The sequence below is a fragment of the Cohnella candidum genome (assembly GCF_003713065.1).
Lineage (GTDB): Bacteria > Bacillota > Bacilli > Paenibacillales > Paenibacillaceae > Cohnella > Cohnella candidum.
This window is the reverse complement of record NZ_CP033433.1, coordinates 883,585-904,431: the sequence shown is the minus strand read 5'-3', so window position 1 is coordinate 904,431 and position 20,847 is coordinate 883,585. Positions and strand designations below refer to the sequence as shown.

The following is a 20,847-nucleotide window of genomic DNA, read 5'->3' as shown; positions in this document are numbered from 1 at the left end:
GCGGAAAGACCGGGCATGCTGGTTCGGTTATGCCTGCTGGAATGCCGGCATCGGAGCGCTGGAGAAGCGGAGCGCCTGCAGCATGTTGAGCAGTGCGCTTACCGTATCCAGCGACGTCAGGCAGACGACGCCGTTCTCGACCGCTTCCCGGCGGATGCGGAATCCGTCGCGTTCAGGCGTTTTGCCTTTCGTCAGCGTATTGACGACGAACTGCGCTTGGCCGGTCCGGATCAGGTCGACGATGTTCGGCGAACCTTCGGACAGCTTCTTGACGCGGCGCACTTTCAAGCCCGCCGCTTCGAGCGCGTCGGCCGTGCCGCCGGTCGCGATCAGCTTGTAGCCGAGACGGTAGAAGCCTTTGAGAATCGCGATCGCCTCTTCTTTGTCTTTGTCGGCGATCGTGGCGATGATGGCGCCGGATTGCGGGATTTTCATGCCCGATCCGATCAAGCCTTTATACAGCGCCTTCGCATAGTGCGTATCCCGGCCCATGACTTCGCCGGTCGATTTCATCTCCGGTGTCAGCGTCGGGTCTACGCGGCGAAGCTTCGCGAAGGAGAACACCGGCACTTTCACGGAAACGTAGTCGTCTTCCGGCCACAAGCCTTCGCTGTATCCGAGGTCGGCGAGCTTCTTGCCGAGGATCGCCTGCGTGGCGAGATTCGCCATCGGCACGCTCGTGACCTTGGACAGGAACGGCACCGTACGGGACGATCTCGGGTTCACCTCGATCACGTAAACCTTCTCGTTCCATACGACGAACTGGATGTTCACGAGGCCGATCGTTTTCAGTTCCTTCGCGATCCTGATCGTGATGTCGATCGCTTGGCGCTTCACGTCATCGGACAGCGATTGCGGCGGGTAGACGGCGATCGAGTCGCCGGAGTGGACGCCCGCGCGTTCCACGTGTTCCATAATGCCCGGAATGAGCACCGTTTCGCCGTCGCAGATGGCGTCGACTTCGATTTCTTTGCCGAGCATGTAGCGGTCGATCAGGACCGGGTGCTCCGGATTGATTTGAACGGCTTCTTTCATGTAGGCCAGCAGCTCATCGTCGGAGTAGACGATTTCCATCGCGCGGCCGCCGAGCACGTATGAAGGACGAACCAGGACCGGGTAGCCCAGCTGTTGCGCCGTGCCCACCGCTTCATCGACGGAGGTGACGGTGCTGCCTTTCGGCTGCGCGATCTCCAGTTTGCGGAGCAGCGCTTCGAACTTCTTGCGGTCTTCGGCTTCGTCGATGCTTTCCAGCGACGTGCCGAGAATTTTCACGCCTGCGCGGGACAGAGGCGCAGCCAGGTTGATGGCCGTTTGGCCGCCGAACTGCACGATGACGCCGACCGGACGCTCTTGTTCGATGACGTTTAGGACGTCCTCGAAGAAGAGAGGTTCGAAGTACAAGCGGTCCGACGTGTTGAAGTCGGTGGACACCGTCTCCGGGTTGTTGTTGATGATGACCGCTTCATAGCCGGCGTTGCGGATCGCCCATACGGCATGCACGGTCGAATAGTCGAACTCGATGCCTTGGCCGATCCGGATCGGGCCGGAACCGAGCACGACGATTTTCTGCTTGTCGCTCGGAAGCACTTCGTTCTCGGTCTCATAGGTCGAGTAGTAGTACGGCGTCGACGCTTCGAATTCCGCCGCGCACGTATCGACCATTTTGTACACCGGCTTGAGGCCTTGGGAGTGACGGTAGGTGCGGACGTCGTCCTCCTTCGTCATCGCGGCGGAAGCGCCTTGGCCTTCCTTGCGCAGTTCGGCGATCGCGCGGTCCGTGAAGCCGTAACGCTTGGCTTTGTACAGCGTTTCCGGCGTCAGGCCCGGTTCGCGGCGGATGACGTCCTCGAATTGCACGAGCCGCTCGAACTTGTCGAGGAACCACCAATCGATGCTCGTAATGTCCTGGATCCGCTGCAGCCCCCAGCCGCGGCGGAACGCTTCGGCGACGAGGAACAACCTTTCGTCGTCGGCTTTGGCCAGACGGGATTCGAGCGTGGCGTCGTCGATCTCGTTCGCGCCTTTCAGCAGCAGCCGATGAACGCCGATCTCCAGCGAGCGGACGGCCTTGTGGATCGATTCCTCGAACGTGCGGCCGATCGCCATGACTTCGCCCGTCGCTTTCATTTGCGTGCCGAGCTTACGGTTGGCGGACGTGAATTTATCGAACGGCCAGCGCGGGATTTTCGTGACGATATAGTCCAGCGTCGGTTCGAAGCAGGCGTACGTCTGGCCAGTAACCGGGTTAACGATTTCGTCGAGGGTGTAGCCCACGGCGATTTTGGCGGCCATTTTGGCGATCGGATATCCGGTCGCTTTGGAAGCGAGCGCGGAAGACCGGCTGACGCGGGGATTCACTTCGATGACGTAGTATTGATAGCTGTGCGGGTCCAGCGCGAACTGGACGTTGCAGCCGCCCTCGATGTTGAGCGCGCGGATGATTTTCAGCGACGCGGAGCGGAGCATTTGGTATTCGCGGTCGGACAGCGTCTGGCTCGGCGCCACGACGATGCTGTCGCCGGTATGGACGCCGACCGGGTCGATGTTTTCCATGTTGCAGACGACGATGCAGTTGTCGTTGGCGTCGCGCATGACTTCATACTCGACTTCTTTCATGCCGGCGATCGACTTTTCGATCAAGCATTGCCCGATCGGGCTGTAACGGATGCCGTTGGCCACCGTCTCGCGCAGTTCTTCTTCGTTGCCCGTGATGCCGCCGCCCGTGCCCCCCAGCGTATAAGCCGGACGCACGATGACCGGATAACCGATTTCGTTCGCGAAATCGACGGCTTCTTGGACGGACGTGACGATGACGCTCTCGGGTACCGGCTGATCCAGCTCCCGCATCAACGCGCGGAACAGGTCACGGTCCTCGGCGCGTTCGATCGCCGTCAGCTGGGTGCCGAGCAGTTTGACGCCTTCCTGCTCCAGCACGCCTGCGCGGGCCAGTTCCACGGCCATGTTCAGGCCGGTTTGGCCGCCCAGCGTCGGGAGCAGCCCGTCCGGGCGCTCCTGGCGGATGATCTGGGAGACGAACTCCAGGTTGATCGGCTCGATGTAGACTTTGTCGGCCATGTTCGTATCCGTCATGATCGTCGCCGGGTTGCTGTTGATCAGCACGACTTCAAGGCCTTCTTCTTTCAGGGCTTGGCAGGCTTGCGTGCCGGCGTAGTCGAATTCCGCGGCTTGGCCGATGACGATCGGGCCGGAGCCGATGACGAGAATCTTTTTGAGCTCTTTATTTTTGGGCATATTGCAGTTCTCCTCTCAGCGTCTCCGCCAATTGCGCCTGACGCGGCCGCTCAGGGTTATTGCGCTTGTGCTCGCGGATCATGTCCAGGAAGCGGTCGAACAAGTAGCCGCTGTCGAACGGTCCCGGAGCGGCTTCCGGATGGTATTGGACGGAGAAGGCCGGGTAGCGCTTGTGTTTCAGGCCTTCGATCGTTTTGTCGTTGTTGTTGATGTGCGTCACTTCCAGCTCGGTGCCCTGGATCGACTCTTCTTTCACGGTATAGCCGTGGTTCTGGGAAGTGATGTAGCAGCGGCCGGATTCGAGCTCCTTCACCGGGTGGTTGCCGCCGCGATGGCCGAATTTCAGCTTGTCGGTATCCGCGCCGCAGGCGAGGGCGAACAGCTGGTGGCCGAGGCAGATGCCGAAAAGCGGGTACTGGCCGATCAATTGCCGCACCGTTTCGACCGCATGGGGAACGTCTTTCGGGTCCCCAGGTCCGTTGGAAAGCTGGATGCCGTCCGGGTTCAGGCGGCGGATTTGGTCCGCGGTCGTGTCGTGCGGCACGACGACGACGTCGCAGCCGCGCTTGGTCAGCTCGCGCAAAATGCCGCTCTTGGCGCCGTAGTCGATCAGCACGATGCGTTCCTTGTTGCCCGGGCTGGAGTAGATGTGCTTCGTGGACGTGCGGGCGACTTGGTCGCGCAGCAGCGGCGTCGCGCCGAGGCGCTCGCGAAGCTCTTCGATCCGCTCGGTTCCCGTCGTCAGAAGGCCTTTCATCGTGCCGTGATTGCGGAGAATCCGCGTCAGCATCCGCGTGTCGATCTCGCTGATCCCGATGATGCCGTATTCCTTCATCAAGGCATCCACCGAATCCTGGGCGCGCCAGTTGCTCGGCACCGGCTCATGCCGGCGCACGACGAAGCCGTGGATGTTCGGCGCTTCCGACTCGAAATCGTCGCGCGTAATGCCGTAGTTGCCGATCAGCGGGAACGTCATCGTGACGATTTGGCCGCAGTACGAAGGATCGGACACGACCTCCTGGTATCCCGTAATGCCCGTATTGAATACGACTTCGCCGGTCGACGCGCCCTCCGCGCCGAATGCGAGTCCCGTGAACAGCGTGCCGTCTTCCAACAGCAATCTCGCTTGCTTCTGCATTTTCGCTCACTCCCCTTGTTTAGCGGTTGATGCCCTTATCTTCCGTCCATACGACCTTGCCGCCGACCATCGTCCAAACCGGCCAACCGTGCAATTTCCATCCCGTGAACGGGGTGTTGCGTCCTAAACTCAGGAACGACTCGGGATTGACTTCCCGCTCGTTCTCCAGGTCGATCAAGGTAAGATCCGCCGGCGCGCCGGCTTCCAGCGTTCCGTACGGAAGCCCGAACACCCGGGCGGGGTCCGCCGTCATTTTGCGAAGAAGGAATCCGAGGCTCCAGCGTCCCGTGCGCACGAATTTCGTATAAAGCAGCGGGAACGCCGTTTCGAAGCCGTGGATGCCGAATGGCGCTTTCGCGAGCCCGCGGGATTTCTCCTCCGCGCTGTGCGGCGCGTGGTCGGTCACGATGATGTCGATCGTGCCGTCTTCAAGCCCCCGGATGCAAGCCTCGACGTCTTTCGGGGATCGGAGCGGCGGATTCATTTTCCAATTGGCGTCCATCGAGTCCGGAATGTCCTCGTCGGAGAGAACCAGATGGTGCGGGCAAACCTCCGAGGTGACGTTCACGCCGACCGATTTGCCGAGCCGGATCAACCGGACCGACTGCTCCGTGCTGACGTGGCAGACGTGGTAGTGAACGCCCGTCGCTTCGGCGAGCAGGATGTCCCGGCCGACGTGGATCGCTTCCGATTCGTTCGGAATGCCCTTCAGCCCGTGCCGCTTGGCGAATTCCCCGTCCGTCACGGCCGCGCCTTCGACGAGCGAGTCGTCTTCGCAGTGCGCGATCACCGGCCGGTCCAGCGAATGGGCCAGCGCCATCGCGTTTTTCATCATTTGCGCGTTCTGGACGCCGACGCCGTCGTCGGTGAAGCCGATCGCGCCGGCTTCTTTCAGCGCCGGGAAATCCGTCAGCTCGCGTCCAAGCTCGTTCTTCGAGATGGCCGCGTACGGCAGCACCCGGACGACGCCTTCCTTGGCCGCTTTATCCAGTACGAACTTTACGGTTTCCGGCTTATCCGTCACCGGCCGGGTGTTCGGCATCGGGGCGATCGTCGTGAATCCGCCCTTCGCCGCGGACTCGGTGCCGCTTCGGATCGTTTCCTTATACTCGAATCCGGGCTCGCGCAAATGCACATGCATGTCGATGAAGCCCGGGGACAGCAGCTTGCCGTCCGCGTCGACCACCTCGCAGCCCGCCGTATCCGGCCGTTCGCCTCCGCTGAGAGACAACTCGATTTTCCCGTCGGTTATTTTCAAATGCCGTTTTAAAAGCTCTCCGGTCGTGGGATCAACGGTAGACGCGTTTACGATCCAAATCGCCATTCCTTGCCGTGCCTCCTATGATTTCGCGCCCGTTCTCCGGCGTATGATTCCTGACTACCCGCGTGGATGTGAATTTTTATTCACTTTATTGTATACCTATTACCTCGCGTTGTCACTCATGCGCAGTCGAATTCACGAATTTGTATAAAGATTCGCCAAAAAGGTTCCGTGTGAGCCGTTATCCTTCCGCTTCCAAGGGGTGAAGAATCTGTACGTTATCGTCCCCGTCGATCTCCTGAAGCGATACGCGGATTTGTTCATGCCGCGAGGTCGGAACGTTTTTGCCCACGTAGTCGGGTCGGATCGGAAGCTCGCGGTGTCCCCTGTCGACCAAGACGGCCAACTGGATCGATTGCGGCCTTCCCGAATCCATCAAAGCGTCCAGAGCCGCCCGGATCGTCCTGCCGGTATACAACACGTCGTCGAACAGGATGATGCGCTTGTCCTTCGTGGAGAAAGGAAGCTTCGCTCCGTCTTCCGCGGAAGCGACTTGCCCGGAGGAGGTATCCTGGGGCCGGTCGTCGCGGTATCTCGTGATGTCCAGTTCCCCGACCGCTACCGGCACTCCCTCGATTTCAAGGATCCGCTCGGCCATCCGCTTGGCCAAATAAATGCCCCGTGTCCGGATGCCGACGAGCACGCATCCCTCGATGCCTTTGTTCTTCTCGACCATCTCGTGCGCGATTCTCGTCAGCGCTCTTCGGATGGCCGATTCGTCCATGATTACGCGGGATTCCAGCATGTCCTGTTCCCCCTCTGCCGGCTTTCCGGCCATAAAAATACCCCCTTGCGTCAGACGCAAGGGGGATTTCGGCAGTTGTTCATACCTGCGGCACCGCCAGCCTTATTCCCGCAGCGGGATAAGGGTATGGTACGGTCCGGGTTATGGATATCCTGCGCCACCTTGCCAGCCTCACGGGACTGAATTAAAGGCAACCGATTCACTAGAGGAATTATCCCATGCCGGACAACGGGTGTCAAGGCAGAATACGCGTTTTAAAACTCAAATTCGACATCGGTGAGGCGGCGTTTGATTTCTTCGATGACGCGGCGCTCTTCCGCTTCGCCCTGGGCGATGAACGTGACCGAGAACCGGACGAACCGGCCGGCGTCATCCCACGGCACCGTGGAGATCAGCTTCTCGCGGATGAGGTATTGGGAGAACTCCTCGCCGGACTCGAAGCGTTGGCCGCCCTTGATGCCTTTCGGCGCTTCCACGTACAGGAAGAAGGAGCCTTTCGGTTTCTCGGCGCGGAAGCCGATTTCGTTCAGTGCCGCAACCAGCATGTTGTGGCGGCGGGAATATTTGGCGGAGATCACTTCGGTGATTTCCGGGTGGTCGAGGCCGTAAGCCGCCGCTTTCTGGATGGCGATGAACTGGCCGGAGTCGCTGTTGTCCTTCACGTCTCCGAACGCTTTGACGATCAGCGGATTGCCGGCGATGAAGCCGATCCGCCAGCCGGTCATGTTGTAGGACTTGGAGAGCGAATGCAGCTCGACGCCTACGTCCTTGGCGCCCGGCACGGACAGGAAGCTGAACGGCTTCACGCCGTCATAAGTGAGCGCGGAATAAGGAGCGTCGTGCACGACGACGACCTGGTTTTTCTTTGCCCATTCGACCACCTTCGCGAAAAACTCAGGAGTCGCCGCGGCGCCCGTCGGGTTGTTCGGGTAGTTCAAGTACAGCAGCTTCGCGCGGCGCGCGATGTCTTCCGGAATGGCGTCCAGGTCCGGCAGGAAGTTGTTTTCCTTCGTCAGCTTGACGTTGTACACTTCGCCGCCGAGGTACTTCGTGTGCGTGCCGAGCACGGGATAACCCGGAACGGTCATGATCGTGACGTCGCCCGGATTGATGAACACGGAAGGCAGCATGGCCAGCGCCGGCTTCGCGCCGATCGTGTGCAGCACTTCGGTGACCGGATCGATGCCGTCGACGCTGAATACGTTCTTCAAATAACGGGCAGCCGCTTCCTTAAACGCCGGGATGCCGTTGTCGGCATAGCCGCGGTTTTCCGGCTTCGAAGCTTCTTCGGCCAGCTTGGCCACGATTTGCGCATCCGCCATTTCGTCCGGCTCGCCGACGCCCATGTCGATCAGCTCGACGTCCGGGAACGCTTGCTTGGCCGCCGCTTTGGCGCGTTTGATTTTCTCGAATTTATAGATGTTCGTGTCTTTCCCGTAGTTCGAACCGCCGATGCGGCCCGCGAATTGTTCTTGGATGAAGGTGGATTGGTATTTTTCGACGCTCACTTGTGCGACACTCCTTCGGATTTCTTTCGGTAGGATTCGATTCCCTTACTATGCCTGACCGGGCCGCCGACCGCCATGGATTTATGCAACGAACTTTTGCAGAAATCCGCATTACGGGCAAGGACGGTCCCTAGAAACGAAAAAATAGCGGATGCGGGGTCCGTTATTCCGAGGGTAAACCGGCATTTCGGCCAAATAACGAACCAGGGGTACGCTATTTGGGTGCTTTTTCGGTTTTTCGGCGAAATAACGAACCTAGGGTACGTTATTTGGACGCTATTTCGATTTTTCGCCGATATAACGAACCTGGGGTCGATATTCGCTCCGACCCACCCTTTTCGCCCGAAATAGCGAATATGGCGAGTCGCCGCTTTCAACGAAAAATAGCGACGCTGGGTATTACTAAATGGCCCAACAGACGCTCTTCCGCCGAAATAGCGACTCTGGGTGCCACTAAATGGCCCAACAGACGCTCAACCACTAAAATAGCAACATTGGATGTCACTAATATGCTTTTTGCACGAACTAACGAACCTGTGGTTCGCTAGTCCGGCGAACAGTTGCCTACAACAAAAAATAGCGGAACCGAGGTTCCGCTATTTCCGCTGATTGCCGCCAGCCGAGGTTCACCTCGTCCGCAATATGTTCAGCGCATGCTCCATATCTTCCGGCATCGGGGCCGAAAACTCCAGCGACTCGCCCGTCCGCGGGTGAACGAAGCCGAGCACGCCGGCATGCAGCGCCTGCCCGGACATGCCGAGCGTCCGCCCGGCCCTTCCTCCGTACACGGGATCGCCAACCAGCGGGAAGCCGATGTACTTCATGTGGACGCGGATTTGGTGCGTGCGCCCCGTCTCCAGCTTCAGCTCGACGAGCGTATAGTCGCCGAACCGTTCCAGCACGGCGAAATGGGTGACCGCCCGTTTGCCGCCCTTCTCGGTGACCGTATACAGCTTGCGGTCCTGCGGATCCCGCCCGAGCGGCGCGTCAATCGTGCCGCGGTCATGCGGGATGACGCCGTAGACGATCGCCAAATACCGGCGGTTGACCGAGTGCTCTTTCAACTGTTCCGCCAGCGAGGCGTGGGCGAGGTCGTTTTTCGCGGCCATCAGCAGACCGGACGTATCCTTGTCGATGCGGTGCACGATGCCGGGCCGCATGACGCCGTTAATGCCGGACAGGTCCTTGCAAAGGTACAGCAAAGCATTGACGACCGTGCCGTTCGGATGGCCGGCGGCCGGATGCACGACCATGCCCCTCGGCTTGTTGATGACGACGACGTCGGCATCCTCGTAGACGATTTCGAGGGGGATGTTTTCAGGCACCAGCTCCACGGGTTCGGGCTCCGGAATTTCTACGACCACCCGGTCTCCTTCGGCGACTCTGGCGTTCGGCTTACATGGCGCACCGTTCAAAGTCACGGCGCCCGTGCGGATCCACTCCTGCACTTGGGAACGGGAAACCGCCGGGTCTCCCATGCTATCCGTCACGTGCTTGTCCGCCCGTTCGCCGGCCTGTTCCGCGTTTACCGTCCATTCGTGCATGCGTTCATTTTCTTCCATGGCGGTCTGCTCCCATTCTTCAGACGGGCTGCTCTTCGCCGGATTTTTCTCCGTTGCCATTCTCGTTCTTCTCCTGTTTGGACGACAGCAGCGAATCCAGAATCACCAAAGCCACACCGACGCAAATGCCGGTATCGGCCAGATTGAAAATCGGAAACGTGTAGCTGCCGAAATTGAATTGCAGAAAATCGACGACTTCCCCGAACAAGGCGCGGTCCAGGAAGTTGCCTACGGCGCCGCCCAGGATCATGCCCAGCGCGACCATGAGCAGCCGGCTTCCCGTCCGGTAAGACCGCCCGAAATACCAGACGATCGCCGAGACGACCGCGACCGTGATCACGATGAAGAACCACCGCTGCTCTTGCAAAATCCCGAATGCGGCTCCGCGGTTGCGGATCGAAGTCAGCACGAAGAAATTGCCCAGGACCGGAATCCGGTCGTTCAATTCAAGGTTGTTCGCGACGATTTTTTTGCTCGCGTAGTCGATCAAAAACACCAACACCGCGACCGCGTAATAAGTCCAAAGGGGCCAAATGCGCCGTTGCATGGATGATTTCCGCCCTTCTCCCGATTATCCAACGTGCCCATTTTATCACATCGCCGGAACCAGCGTCCATGAACCGGGAGAAAACGGCATGCCCATGCAAATCAAGGCAGAATTGGCCGATCTTCACCCCGCCCGGCGGTACGTAAAACCGGCGGCGGCAGAGAACAATAGGTGTCAGGACGAAAGGAGTGGGCGTCAATGAGCCTTCCGATGAACCAGGAACGGATGCAGGCTTTGCGGCGGCGGCTGCTGAAGGAAAAAAGCGACCTCGAGCAACGGGTGCACGCGAACGACCATTATCAGTTGTCCTCCGCCCAACGCGATTCCATAGACGAATTGTCCGCGTACGACAACCATCCGGGGGATCTCGGAACCGAAACGTTCGAACGCGGCAAAGACCTCGCCTTGCTGGAACGGGACGCTTTCCGGCTTGAACGCGTGGAAGCCGCGCTCGAGCGGATGGATACGGGCGAGTACGGCCGGTGCAAAGAATGCGGGGCATTCATCCCGCCCGAGCGGCTGGAAGCCCTGCCGACGGCTGACCGCTGTGTGGAGCACGAGCCCCGTCAAAACACCTCCGCGCGCCGGCCGGTCGAAGAGCAGTTCCTGCAGCCGCCGTTCGGCCGCACCAGCCTGGACGCAACCGAATATACCGGCTTTGACGGCGAAGACGCGTGGCAGATCGTGGCGTCCTGGGGCAACTCGAATAGTCCCGCCATGGCCGAAAATAACGATATCGAAGATTACGACTCCGTGTATATCGAAGCCGGCGAAAACGAGGGCTTCGTGGAGCCGATCGAGAGCTTTCTGGCCACGGACATCACGGGGAAACACGTCTCCGTCGTCCGTAACCGGGAGTACTATCATTATTTGGACCGCAACGAAGGCGATCCCCTGCTTGAGCCCGACGAAATTTACGACGAGCGGTAAGCCGCTTCTTTAATAAGGATTGATTTGGAGCTGCCGTTGCACGATACGGACGATGTCGGCGATATAATCCCCGACGATGGGAAGATTGAGTTTGCCCAGGACTTGCAGCATCCAAACGATCGTCGCCGCGAAAAAGGTGAAGCCGAGCGCGATGCCGATCCCGCGCGACAATCCGGAGATGAAGTTCCGCCAAATCAGGAGCCACGGCTTGTGCACCAGGTCCACGTATTCGCGAAGCTGGGCTTTGTCCATGTCCATCGCCAAACGCTCGATGCGTTCCGAGAGCAGGGACAGCGTGCCTTGCAGCGCGCCCGCCTCAGGTGCCGGGGTAATTCCGCCCGCGGCGCCTATTCCGGGGGCTGCCATCTCGGACATTGCCGTCGCGCCAGACGGCCGGGACGCCCCGTCCTTGACGACGGCAGCCGGCCTCGGGTTGGGCCGGATCGTGATCCGCCGCGGCGTACGATCGTCCCGTTCCTTGTCCGTAGGTTCCGCCATTCCGCTTCCTCCCTTCCGCCAAAAAACGAGCCCGCGCCGGGCGGTCGACCAGGGGCCGACCTCCGGCGGACGGAGCTCGTTTTCTTCGTATGTCCTATTAGGTTGGCATTTCCCGCCCGGTTTATCCTCCGGTGACGATGCGGATTCCGATCGTCCGGTCGCCGGCCTGAACGGATTCCGTCTCCTCCGAGCGGCCGAAGGAGAAGTCGCCCACAAGCACGTTTTCCTTCAGCACGTGCGGGAACGCGCGCAGCGCCGCTTCCGTCTCGGCGTCCACGTCCAATACCAAGTCTACGCGGAGCTCGATCGGCAAATTCATTTTTTTGCGGGTGTCCTGCACGGCCCGGATCACTTCGCGCACCAAGCCTTCCTGTTCCAGCTCCGGCGTGATCTCGGTATTGAGCGCCACGGTGACGCCGCCGCCCGAAGCGGAAGCGAAGCCGGACTTGGCTTCTTTCTCCACCAGCAGCTCCTCGAGCGGAATCTCGAGCGCATCTCCTTCCGGCGTCGCGAACGCGAACTTCCCGCTACGAACGACGTCGCGGGATTCGTCCGCGGACAAAGCCTTCAAAGCCTGCTGGATCGGCGCGACGTTTTTGCCGTATTTTTTGCCGCCGATTTTCAGGTTCAGCTTCAGGTTGAAGCTGACGAAGCCGCTGTCGTCCGACACGATCGAAATGCGCTTCACGTTGATTTCGTCCTTGACGATGTCTTCGTAACCGGCCAGGTCGAAATCCTCCGACAAGGAGACGAGCAGCTCGGACAACGGCTGGCGCGTTTTGATGCCGGATTCGTTCCGGACGTTGCGGGCCAATTCCACCACCGCGCGCACGGCTGCCATTTCGCGTTCCAGCGCCTCGTCGGTCGCCGAAGCGTCCTCCACCGGGAAGTCCGCCAAATGAACGCTTCCTTCTCCTCCCAAATTGCCGTAGATGTCTTCCGACACGAAAGGCGCGTAAGGCGCGATCAGGCGCGACAGCGTCATCAGCGTCTCTCTCAGCGTCTGGTAGGCGGCGATTTTATCCTCCGTCAGCCCGGTGCCCCAGAAGCGGTCTCGCGAACGGCGAACGTACCAGTTGGACAATTCGTCCACGAACGCTTCGATCGCGCTCGCCGGGTTCAGGAAATCGTTGGCGCTCAGGCCCTTGCGGACTTCCCCGGTCAGCGTGTTCAGGCGGGACAGGATCCAGCGGTCCAGCTTGTTGCCGGGAACCCGCTCCGGATGCTCCGAAGGCACGAAGCCGTCGATGTCCGCGTACAGCGCGTAAAACGCATGGGTATTCACGAGCGTATCGATCACTTTGGACTTCGCCTCGGCGACGATGTTTTTGGAGAACCGTTTGCTGTTCCACGGCGCGCTGTCCGCGAGAAGCGCCCAACGGAACGCGTCCGTGCCGAATTCGTTGATGATTTCCCAAGGATCGATGACGTTGCCCTTCGATTTGCTCATTTTCTGGCCGTTCTCATCCAAAACGTGGCCGGTCGAGATGACCGATTTGTAAGGCGCTTTTCCGTTGAACAGCGTGGATACGGCCAGGAGGCTGAAAAACCAGCCGCGCGTCTGGTCGATGCCTTCGCAGATGAAGTCCGCCGGGTACTGTTCCTCGAACGCCTTCTCGTCGCCGAACGGATAGTGGTATTGCGCGAAAGGCATCGAACCGCTGTCGAACCACACGTCGATGACTTCCGAGGTCCGTTTCATCGTACCGCCGCAACCGCAGCGGAGGGTGACGTCGTCGACATACGGCTTGTGCAGCTCCAAATCCTCCGGCACCGAACCGATGGCGAGAGCCCGCATTTCCGCGTGGCTGTGCGGCGCTTTCTCCTTGCCGCAGGTTTCGCAAACCCAGACGTTGAGAGGAGTGCCCCAGTAACGGTTTCGGCTGATATTCCAATCGACGAGGTCCTCGAGAAACTTGCCGAAACGGCCGTCGCGGAGATGCTCGGGATACCAGGCGATCGTCTTGTTATTGGCGATCAGTTGATCCTTGACCGCGGTCGTCCGGATGAACCAGCTTTCGGTCGCGTAGTACAGCAGCGGGGATTTGCAGCGCCAGCAGAACGGATAGCTGTGCTCGTATTTCTCCTTATGGTACAGCAAGCCGCGCGCGGTCAAGTCTTTGACGATGTCGAGATCGCAGTCTTTGACGAAGCGCCCCGCGAAGTCGGTCACTTGTTCGGTGTACTTGCCCGCATTGTTGACGACCATGAGCATCGGCAGCCCATGCTGGCGGGCAACCCGGTTGTCGTCCTCGCCGTGCGCCGGCGAGATGTGGACGATCCCCGTACCGCTGGCGTCCGTGACGTATTCGGCGTCTACGACGCGGAACGCGCCTTCCAGACCCGCGGCGAACGGGAATACCGGCTCGTAGGCCAAGCCGACCAATTCGCGTCCGCGAACCGTGCCGACCGTCTCGTATTCGCCTTTCATGACCTTGTCGGCCAGCGAAGCCGCGACGATGTACGTTGCATCGCCTTGGCGCAGGCGGGCGTACTCGATGTCCGGGTTAACGGCCAGACCGACGTTCGCGGGCAGCGTCCACGGCGTCGTCGTCCAGGCGAGCGCGAACTCTCCGCTGTCTTTGAGCCGGAATTTCGCCGTCGCGGTCAAGTCCTTAACGTCCTCGTAGCCTTGCGCCACCTCGTGCGAGCTAAGCGTCGTCTGGCAGTCCGGGCAGTAAGGGCTGACGCGGTGCCCGCGATACAGCAAGCCCTTGTCGTGGATCGTGGCGAGAATGTTCCAAACACTCTCGATATACTCGTTGCGCAGCGTGATGTAAGGATCGTCGAGATCGGTCCAGTACGCGATCGCTTCGGTAAGCTCGCGCCATTGCCGCTCGTATTCGAACACGGACTCCTTGCACTTCTTCACGAACGGCTCGATGCCGTACTTCTCGATTTCCTGTTTGCCGGAGATGCCGAGCTGCTTCTCCACGCCGAGCTCGACCGGCAGCCCGTGCGTATCCCATCCGGCTTTCCGGACGACGCGGTAGCCGGACATCGTTTTGTAGCGGCTCACGAAATCTTTGATGACGCGACCCAGCACGTGACCGATATGCGGTTTGCCGTTCGCGGTCGGAGGCCCTTCGTAAAACACGAAATTCGGTCTTCCCTTGCGGTTTTCGATCGACTTGCGGAACGTTTGCTCCCGGTCCCATTCCGCCAGAATGCGGAGCTCGCGGGTTCTGGCCTTTTCTTTGACGTCGACGCGACGCATGCAGCATCTTCCTTTCCGTTGTACGAAAATAAAAAAAGCCCCATCCCATGAAGGGACGAGGCGCGCTCGCGGTACCACCCTTGTTCCGTCTGACCGCGTGACTTGGACGCGGCAACGGCACTTGTCGGCCGACGGCGAATCGGCCCGTCCGGTAACGGCGGACATCCGGCACCGTCTACTGGCAGCTGCCGGTCGGCAGATACGTTCGAGGGGCGTCTCGGGGACGATGTTCGGCAGGGCCCGAACGTTGGCTCGCAGCGGCCGCCAACTCTCTGGGATCGAGAACCCGCTTACTGTTTCCCGTCTTCGACTTTTCCAACTACCTATTGTTATACGGCTTGGCGCTTACTTTGTCAAATACGGCGGCGCGAATCATGAGAAACGCCCAAGCTCGTTTTGCGGCTCGGGCGCTAGATCCTTTCAGTACTGCCTTATGCTTCGATTTCGCGCGGTTCGCGGATGTCGAGCGACTCCCATCCGTCTTTGCCGAGCAGGTCGAGCTGCGTCTCTACCAGCGCGCGGAACCGGGCACGGTAGATCGCCGCCTGCTTCTTCAGCTCTTCCACTTCCAAAGCGACTTTGCGCGATTTGGCCAGCGAGTCGTTGATGATGCGGTCGGCGTTCTTCTCCGCTTCCTTCACGATCAGCTGCGCTTCCTTCTTCGCGTTGTTCTTCACTTCGTCCGCCGCTTCCTGGGCGACGATGATCGTTTTGCTCAGCGTCTCCTCGATATTGGCGAAATGGCCGAGCTTCTCCTGCATCGTCGCAAGCTGACTTTGCAGATCTTTATTTTCGCGAATCATCGCTTCGTAATCCTTGATGATCTGGTCGAGAAACTCGTTGACTTCATCTTCGTCATATCCACGCAGGCGACGGCCGAATTCCTTGTTATGGATGTCCAGTGGAGATAGTGGCATGGGTGTGCCTCCTCGTTTCTAATGTCCGCAAAAGCTTGGCGAGCTTTTTGACTAAATTCGACGGAACCGGCGAAAATCCTTCTGCCCGCCCTACACAAATTTGCCGATGCGGACCCTCGTTCTGCCGCTTTTCGACACGCCCTCGATTTCCATCACCTTGAAACGGCCGAAACCTTTCATCGAAACGATATCTCCCGCCCGAAGCGGAGTGGACGGATCCTCTTCCGTTTTCCAGTTGACCCGGCAGCGGCCCGCGCGGATCGGATCGACGATTTTCGTCCGGCTGAGCCGGAAGGCGTCGCTCGCGATGCCGTCCAGGCGGAGAGATGCGACGGAGATCGTCTGCTCCTCAAGCTGGGGCCGCACTTCCTTCAGAGCGGACAGCGGAAGCACCGAAACGGAGACGTCGACCCGGTGGGCCTGCTTCATGTGGCCGACCAGAAAATCCCCGATTTCTTCCGCGATCAGAGCATGGCAGCCGTCGGGCCGGACGTGGAGGTCTCCGATCTTGTCCCGTTTGATCCCGAGTCCGAGCAGCGCGCCGAGATAATCCCCGTGGTCGAGCTCGGACACGCGTCGGTCTCCCGAGGCGATCTCCAAAACGGCGATCCCCATGTCTTCATCCTCCAGCGGCCGGTAATCCGGCGCGATGAGGGCTCTTTGGCGCTCGGCGTCCGCGCTTCCTCCGTCCAGCCGGACCGCGGCGTCGGGATGCCGGTTCGCCAGCGCAAATAAAATATGCGCCTGGCGGGGGTCCAGAAAATCGGTCCGCTTCGTCTCGTGACGTTCGGCGGCTCGTTCGACCCATTCCCAGGCGCGGTCCACGAAAGCTCTCTCATCCGGATGGAAGTGAGCGTAAATCTCTTGATGGGGCATTCGGCACCCTTCCTATCGCATGAAAAAATCCACGATGGCCTTAAGTCCAAGCGCGACGAAATTGAGCGCCAGCAAAGCGACGATCGGCGAAATGTCCAGCACGCCTCCGAGCGGAGGAATCAGGCGGCGGAAAGGCCGCAAGTACGGTTCGACCAGGCGGCCGAGAAGTTCGCCCACGAAGCTTTCGCGTACGGCTGGAAGCCACGACATCAGCACGTAGATCAGGACCATGTAAAAATAGATTTGGTAAAGCAAATCGATGAAATTTTTAACGTCATTCAATCCGGAGTCACCTCATTTTGGGATAATCGGCTTCCTCCGAAAGCATTTCCGTGATGGTGCCCGATACTTCCACGGAGTCCGGAGTGCAGAGGAAAATGTCGGGTCCAAGCTTGGATATGTTGCCGCCCAAAGCGTACACCGTTCCGCTGAGGAAATCGACGATCCGAATGGCCTGCTCGCGGCGGATTCTCTGGAGATTCACGACGCAGGAGCGGCGGCTTTTCAGATGGTCGGCGATTTCCTGCGCCTCTTCGTAGGTTCTCGGTTCGGTAAGAACCATCCGGGCGGATTTCTGGGAATGGATGCTGACCACATTGTTCTTCCCTACATTCTTACGCGACTCGAAAGCCGGGGTTTCAATTTCCTGCTCCTCCTGCATCGAACGGCGCTCTTGTTCCCGGTCGATTTCCTCTTCTTCCTGCAAGCCCAAGTAATTCAAGAATTTGTTCATGACTCCCACGGTATACCCTCCTCCATGTCCGTCCTGCCCGCCGGTCGCGGCGGGCAAGATCAATTGGCCTCTATCTCTTCTTTCCCTACGAGGACGGTTCCCAAACGGACCCAGGTCGCGCCTTCCTCGACGGCGACTTCGAAATCGTTCGACATGCCCATCGACAGCTCCGTCAACGGGGCTTCGGTGAGCGCCGCCCGGTTCAGTTCGTCCCTCAGCTCCCGCAGCGCGCGGAACACCGAACGGGTACGCTCCGGCTCGTCTTCGAACGGGGCCATCGTCATCAGTCCGATCGGCTTGACGCCGGTCAACGGCCTCAATTGCCGGATCAGTTCCGGAACTTGCTCCGGCGCCAGTCCGTGCTTGCTTTCCTCGCCGGAAACGTTGACCTGGAGCAAACACGGCACCTCGATGCCCAGCGAAGAAGCTTTCTTGTGAATCGCTTCCGCGAGCGACAGCCGGTCCAACGAGTGAATGTATTGGAAACGGCCGACGACGTCCTTCACTTTATTCGTCTGAAGGGATCCTATGTAATGAAATTGTGCTTGTTCCTTCAGCGCTTCCCATTTGTCTTTCGCGTCGGGCCAGCGGTTCTCCCCGATATGCCGGGCTCCCGCTTTCACGACCGCCGCGGCCGTCGCCGTCGATACGTATTTCGTCACGGCGATGACGGTCACGTCTTCGCGTTTCCTTCCGCTCGCGGCGCACGCCCTCGCCAGCCTGTCCTCGACGTCCCGTATCCGGCTTTCCAGCGTCACGGAAACGCTCACCTCGATTTCCTGCCCAGCCAGCTCATCATGCGGCCGGTTTTCCCGTTCTCCGCCCGGTGGGAGAAAAACAGGTCGGTCCGGCAGCCGGTACACCAAGTTGACAATTCGATGCGGCTCGGCAATATTCCTGCTTTTATCATAAGATGTCGGTTGCATTCTTTCAAGTCAAGCCTCGCCCGTCCGTCCGACGTCGGCGTCAAGACGCGATCGTCCCGGATTGTCTCCCGAACGCGGGAGATGACCGCCTCGTCCACTTCGTAGCAGCAAGCTCCGATGGAAGGCCCGATGGCCCCTCGGATATCGGACGGCTTTGCGCCGTACGTTTCCGCCATCCGGCGGACCGTATGGCCGGCGATGTCCGCGACCGTCCCTTTCCAGCCCGCGTGCGCCAAGCCCAGGGCTCCGGTGACCGGATCCAGGAAATAAAGCGGCACGCAATCGGCGAAAAACTGCACGAGCAGAATATCGGGCTCGTCCGTGATCAGCGCGTCCGTATCCGCGACCGCGCTGCTTCGATCCAGCCGCCCGCGCCCCGCGTCCTCCGGCCGTACCGCGTGTACGGCGCAGCCGTGAACTTGCTCTCCGCAAGTCCAGGCCTCGAACGCCCACTCCAGCGATTCCGCGAGCGTGTTCCGTCTCGCGGCGACGGCCGCCGGATCGTCTCCGACATGGAGCGCGGTATTCCCCGCCTGACGGGTCGTGAAGCCGGCCGAAACGCCGCCGAATTCCGTCCAAGATTCCAGCTTCAGCAAGGCGGTTTCTCCCTCTGCGCCGAGGGGGATAAAAGGTTCCATCCGCGCTTCACCTCCGCCATCAGTGTACCATACCGGCGTCCGAAAGCCATCCTTCGCAGGTCCCGCTCACGCCTTATCGGCCGACGGTAGTCTCGTGCTCCTCCGCACGGTACGCTTTCGCGTCGTCCAGGCGGACCAGCACGACGTCCGCTCCGATCTTCACGATGTTGCGCCAAGGAATGACGACCTCGTTGCCGCCTCCGAACATGCCGAAAAACCGGGTCGCGGCCGGCACGACGATGGAATCGATTTTCCCTTGCCGCAAATCCAGTTCCAGATCGCTGATTTGCCCGAGCTTTTTGCCGTCCACGATATTGATGACGTCCTTCGTCTGGAAATCGGAAATTTTCACGTTCCGATACCCCCTTCCGCGACTGCCTATCCTTACTTATATGAGACGGCCAGGCAAAAAGTGTCCGCGGCGGACATAAAAAAGCGGGCCCTGAAGGCCCGCTCCCTACGATTTCACGTGTTTCTGCATTTGCTGGATGGCCGATTTCTCGAGCCGCGACACCTGCGCCTGGGAAATCCCGATTTCGTCGGCGACTTCCATCTGCGTCTTCCCTTCGAAAAACCGCATCGAGAGTATCATTTTCTCCCGGTCGTTCAGCTTGCGCATCGCTTCCCGAAGGGCGATTTCCTCGATCCATTGAATGTCCTTGTTGCGTTCGTCGCTGATCTGGTCCATGACGTAAATCGGATCCCCGCCGTCGTGATAGATCGGTTCGAACAGCGATACGGGATCCTGGATGGCGTCGAGCGCGAACACGATGTCTTCCTTGGGGACGCCCAGCACCTCCGAGATTTCCGAAATCGTGGGTTCCCTCGCGTGCTGGTTCGTCAGTTGGTCCCTGATCTGCAACGCCTTATAGGCGATATCGCGCAGGCTCCGCGACACCCGAATCGGGTTGTTGTCCCGCAAATAGCGGCGTATTTCCCCGATGATCATCGGAACGGCATAGGTGGAAAAACGGACGTTTTGGCTTAAATCGAAATTGTCGATGGCCTTCATGAGCCCGATGCAGCCGACCTGGAACAAGTCGTCCACGTACTCCCCGCGGTTGTTGAACCGCTGGATCACGCTGAGCACCAGGCGCAGGTTGCCGTTGACCAGCTTTTCCCGGGCTTCCCACTCACCGCGGGTTTGCAGAGCGAGGAACAGTTCCCTCATTTCGGCGTTGGTCAGCACAGGCAGCTTTGAGGTGTCTACTCCACAAATCTCCACTTTGTTGCGGGTCAATGGCCATTCCTCCCGGGAGCAAACGTTACTGTAAAGTATCTCCGGGGCGGGGCATTTTATTCTTTTACACCATTTTATTGAACTCTTTGCGGAGCCGCTTGATGATGCGTTTCTCGAGCCTGGAAATGTAGGATTGCGAGATCCCGAGCAGGTCCGCGACGTCCTTCTGCGTTTTCTCTTCCCCGTCGGCGAGGCCGAAGCGAAGCTCCATGATCGTCCGCTCCCGCTCGCTCAGCTTGTCGAGGGCCTTGTGCAGCAGCTTGCGGTCCACTTGCTCCTCGATGTTCCGGTAAATCGTATCGTTTTCGGTCCCCAGCACATCCGACAGAAGCAGCTCGTTGCCGTCCCAATCGATGTTCAGCGGTTCGTCGAAAGACACTTCCGTTCTCGTCTTGCTGTTGCGGCGCAAATACATGAGGATTTCGTTCTCGATGCACCTGGAGGCATACGTCGCCAGCTTGATCTTCTTCTCGGGATCGAACGTGTTGACCGCCTTGATCAGCCCGATCGCGCCGATCGAAACCAAGTCCTCGATATGGATGCCGGTATTTTCGAATTTGCGGGCGATGTACACGACGAGGCGCAGGTTGCGCTCGATCAGCATCGCGCGGATCGCGGCGTCACCCGTCGACAGCCGTTCGAGCAAGTACTCCTCTTCCTCCCGGCTGAGCGGCGGGGGGAGCGCTTCGCTTCCGCCGATGTAATACACTTCCTCGCTCTTCCAACCGAGCCAAAACAGCAGGCGGTAGAGCGACAATTGGGACATCAGCTTCCATTTGACGAGCATGGGCGGCATTAC

The 20,847-nt window shown here is 59.6% G+C and carries 19 protein-coding genes and 1 other annotated feature; of the genes, 1 reads left to right on the top strand and 18 read right to left on the bottom strand.

The genetic code is table 11. The features are described from left to right. Positions 1 to 27: 27 nt before the first annotated feature. The 7 genes from carB to lspA form a co-directional block, all read right to left on the bottom strand. Complete coding sequence (carB, locus tag EAV92_RS04110; protein ID WP_123039887.1) at positions 28 to 3,252, bottom strand: carbamoyl-phosphate synthase large subunit; 3,225 nt, start codon at positions 3,250 to 3,252, stop codon at positions 28 to 30. Further along, positions 3,239 to 4,390: a glutamine-hydrolyzing carbamoyl-phosphate synthase small subunit gene (carA, locus tag EAV92_RS04105; protein ID WP_123039886.1), complete on the bottom strand. Its 1,152-nt coding sequence runs from the start codon at positions 4,388 to 4,390 to the stop codon at positions 3,239 to 3,241. The genes carB and carA overlap by 14 nt, the downstream gene beginning before the upstream one ends. 19 nt (positions 4,391 to 4,409) lie before the next feature. Continuing rightward, complete coding sequence (locus tag EAV92_RS04100) at positions 4,410 to 5,714, bottom strand: dihydroorotase (RefSeq protein ID WP_123039885.1); 1,305 nt, start codon at positions 5,712 to 5,714, stop codon at positions 4,410 to 4,412. Between the two features lie 178 nt (positions 5,715 to 5,892). After that, positions 5,893 to 6,489 (bottom strand): bifunctional pyr operon transcriptional regulator/uracil phosphoribosyltransferase PyrR, encoded by a 597-nt coding sequence (gene pyrR / locus EAV92_RS04095; RefSeq protein ID WP_277424220.1) that lies wholly within the window; start codon positions 6,487 to 6,489, stop codon positions 5,893 to 5,895. A 221-nt stretch (positions 6,490 to 6,710) separates the two neighbouring features. Further along, positions 6,711 to 7,964, bottom strand: coding sequence for an LL-diaminopimelate aminotransferase (locus EAV92_RS04090; protein ID WP_123039884.1), 1,254 nt, complete (start codon positions 7,962 to 7,964; stop codon positions 6,711 to 6,713). A gap of 626 nt (positions 7,965 to 8,590) precedes the next feature. Then, the gene (locus EAV92_RS04085) at positions 8,591 to 9,526 is read right to left on the bottom strand and encodes an RluA family pseudouridine synthase (RefSeq protein ID WP_241158527.1); all 936 of its coding nucleotides are present in this window, start codon (positions 9,524 to 9,526) and stop codon (positions 8,591 to 8,593) included. A 19-nt stretch (positions 9,527 to 9,545) separates the two neighbouring features. After that, on the bottom strand, positions 9,546 to 10,073 hold the full coding sequence (gene lspA / locus EAV92_RS04080) for a signal peptidase II (RefSeq protein WP_123039882.1): 528 nt from the start codon (positions 10,071 to 10,073) through the stop codon (positions 9,546 to 9,548). Between the two features lie 198 nt (positions 10,074 to 10,271). Between lspA and EAV92_RS04075 the strand changes: the two genes are divergently transcribed. Then, the gene (locus tag EAV92_RS04075) at positions 10,272 to 11,003 is read left to right on the top strand and encodes a TraR/DksA C4-type zinc finger protein (RefSeq protein ID WP_123039881.1); all 732 of its coding nucleotides are present in this window, start codon (positions 10,272 to 10,274) and stop codon (positions 11,001 to 11,003) included. Positions 11,004 to 11,012: 9 nt separating this feature from the next. Here EAV92_RS04075 and EAV92_RS04070 read toward each other — a convergent pair whose 3' ends face one another. The 11 genes from EAV92_RS04070 to sigE all read right to left on the bottom strand — a co-directional run bounded on the left by EAV92_RS04070 (position 11,013) and on the right by sigE (position 20,835). Next, entirely contained in the window at positions 11,013 to 11,369 is a 357-nt protein-coding gene (locus EAV92_RS04070) for a DUF5665 domain-containing protein (RefSeq protein ID WP_123043562.1), read from the bottom strand. A 253-nt stretch (positions 11,370 to 11,622) separates the two neighbouring features. Then, the gene (ileS, locus tag EAV92_RS04065; RefSeq protein WP_123039880.1) at positions 11,623 to 14,718 is read right to left on the bottom strand and encodes an isoleucine--tRNA ligase; all 3,096 of its coding nucleotides are present in this window, start codon (positions 14,716 to 14,718) and stop codon (positions 11,623 to 11,625) included. 48 nt (positions 14,719 to 14,766) lie between these two features. Then, positions 14,767 to 15,034 (bottom strand) — a binding site (T-box leader). Positions 15,035 to 15,149: 115 nt separating this feature from the next. Continuing rightward, entirely contained in the window at positions 15,150 to 15,635 is a 486-nt protein-coding gene (locus tag EAV92_RS04060; protein ID WP_123039879.1) for a DivIVA domain-containing protein, read from the bottom strand. Positions 15,636 to 15,725: 90 nt separating this feature from the next. Continuing rightward, positions 15,726 to 16,511 (bottom strand): YlmH family RNA-binding protein, encoded by a 786-nt coding sequence (locus EAV92_RS04055; RefSeq protein WP_123039878.1) that lies wholly within the window; start codon positions 16,509 to 16,511, stop codon positions 15,726 to 15,728. A 12-nt stretch (positions 16,512 to 16,523) separates the two neighbouring features. After that, a complete protein-coding gene (locus EAV92_RS04050) occupies positions 16,524 to 16,793 on the bottom strand; it encodes a YggT family protein (RefSeq protein WP_123039877.1) in 270 nt (89 codons plus the stop codon). Between the two features lie 7 nt (positions 16,794 to 16,800). Next, positions 16,801 to 17,253 (bottom strand): cell division protein SepF, encoded by a 453-nt coding sequence (locus EAV92_RS04045; RefSeq protein ID WP_123043561.1) that lies wholly within the window; start codon positions 17,251 to 17,253, stop codon positions 16,801 to 16,803. Positions 17,254 to 17,303: 50 nt separating this feature from the next. Then, the gene (locus EAV92_RS04040; RefSeq protein WP_123043560.1) at positions 17,304 to 18,002 is read right to left on the bottom strand and encodes a YggS family pyridoxal phosphate-dependent enzyme; all 699 of its coding nucleotides are present in this window, start codon (positions 18,000 to 18,002) and stop codon (positions 17,304 to 17,306) included. 8 nt (positions 18,003 to 18,010) lie between these two features. Further along, complete coding sequence (pgeF, locus tag EAV92_RS04035; RefSeq protein ID WP_123039876.1) at positions 18,011 to 18,808, bottom strand: peptidoglycan editing factor PgeF; 798 nt, start codon at positions 18,806 to 18,808, stop codon at positions 18,011 to 18,013. Between the two features lie 73 nt (positions 18,809 to 18,881). Continuing rightward, positions 18,882 to 19,160 (bottom strand): YlmC/YmxH family sporulation protein, encoded by a 279-nt coding sequence (locus tag EAV92_RS04030; RefSeq protein ID WP_123039875.1) that lies wholly within the window; start codon positions 19,158 to 19,160, stop codon positions 18,882 to 18,884. Positions 19,161 to 19,265: 105 nt separating this feature from the next. Further along, a complete protein-coding gene (gene sigG / locus EAV92_RS04025; protein WP_123039874.1) occupies positions 19,266 to 20,048 on the bottom strand; it encodes an RNA polymerase sporulation sigma factor SigG in 783 nt (260 codons plus the stop codon). A 64-nt stretch (positions 20,049 to 20,112) separates the two neighbouring features. Further along, a complete protein-coding gene (gene sigE / locus EAV92_RS04020) occupies positions 20,113 to 20,835 on the bottom strand; it encodes an RNA polymerase sporulation sigma factor SigE (RefSeq protein ID WP_123039873.1) in 723 nt (240 codons plus the stop codon). Positions 20,836 to 20,847: the final 12 nt, after the last annotated feature.

Excerpts from the sequence above, each read along its gene's own strand:
- carB (WP_123039887.1), bottom strand. The coding sequence starts at position 3,252 with ATGCCCAAAAATAAAGAGCTCAAAAAGATTCTCGTCATCGGCTCCGGC.
- carA (WP_123039886.1), bottom strand. The coding sequence starts at position 4,390 with ATGCAGAAGCAAGCGAGATTGCTGTTGGAAGACGGCACGCTGTTCACG.
- EAV92_RS04100 (WP_123039885.1), bottom strand. The coding sequence starts at position 5,714 with ATGGCGATTTGGATCGTAAACGCGTCTACCGTTGATCCCACGACCGGA.
- pyrR (WP_277424220.1), bottom strand. The coding sequence starts at position 6,489 with ATGGCCGGAAAGCCGGCAGAGGGGGAACAGGACATGCTGGAATCCCGC.
- EAV92_RS04085 (WP_241158527.1), bottom strand. The coding sequence starts at position 9,526 with ATGGAAGAAAATGAACGCATGCACGAATGGACGGTAAACGCGGAACAG.
- lspA (WP_123039882.1), bottom strand. The coding sequence starts at position 10,073 with ATGCAACGGCGCATTTGGCCCCTTTGGACTTATTACGCGGTCGCGGTG.
- EAV92_RS04075 (WP_123039881.1), top strand. The coding sequence starts at position 10,272 with ATGAGCCTTCCGATGAACCAGGAACGGATGCAGGCTTTGCGGCGGCGG.
- EAV92_RS04070 (WP_123043562.1), bottom strand. The coding sequence starts at position 11,369 with ATGGCAGCCCCCGGAATAGGCGCCGCGGGCGGAATTACCCCGGCACCT.
- ileS (WP_123039880.1), bottom strand. The coding sequence starts at position 14,718 with ATGCGTCGCGTCGACGTCAAAGAAAAGGCCAGAACCCGCGAGCTCCGC.
- EAV92_RS04060 (WP_123039879.1), bottom strand. The coding sequence starts at position 15,635 with ATGCCACTATCTCCACTGGACATCCATAACAAGGAATTCGGCCGTCGC.
- EAV92_RS04055 (WP_123039878.1), bottom strand. The coding sequence starts at position 16,511 with ATGCCCCATCAAGAGATTTACGCTCACTTCCATCCGGATGAGAGAGCT.
- pgeF (WP_123039876.1), bottom strand. The coding sequence starts at position 18,808 with ATGGAACCTTTTATCCCCCTCGGCGCAGAGGGAGAAACCGCCTTGCTG.
- sigE (WP_123039873.1), bottom strand. The coding sequence starts at position 20,835 with ATGCTCGTCAAATGGAAGCTGATGTCCCAATTGTCGCTCTACCGCCTG.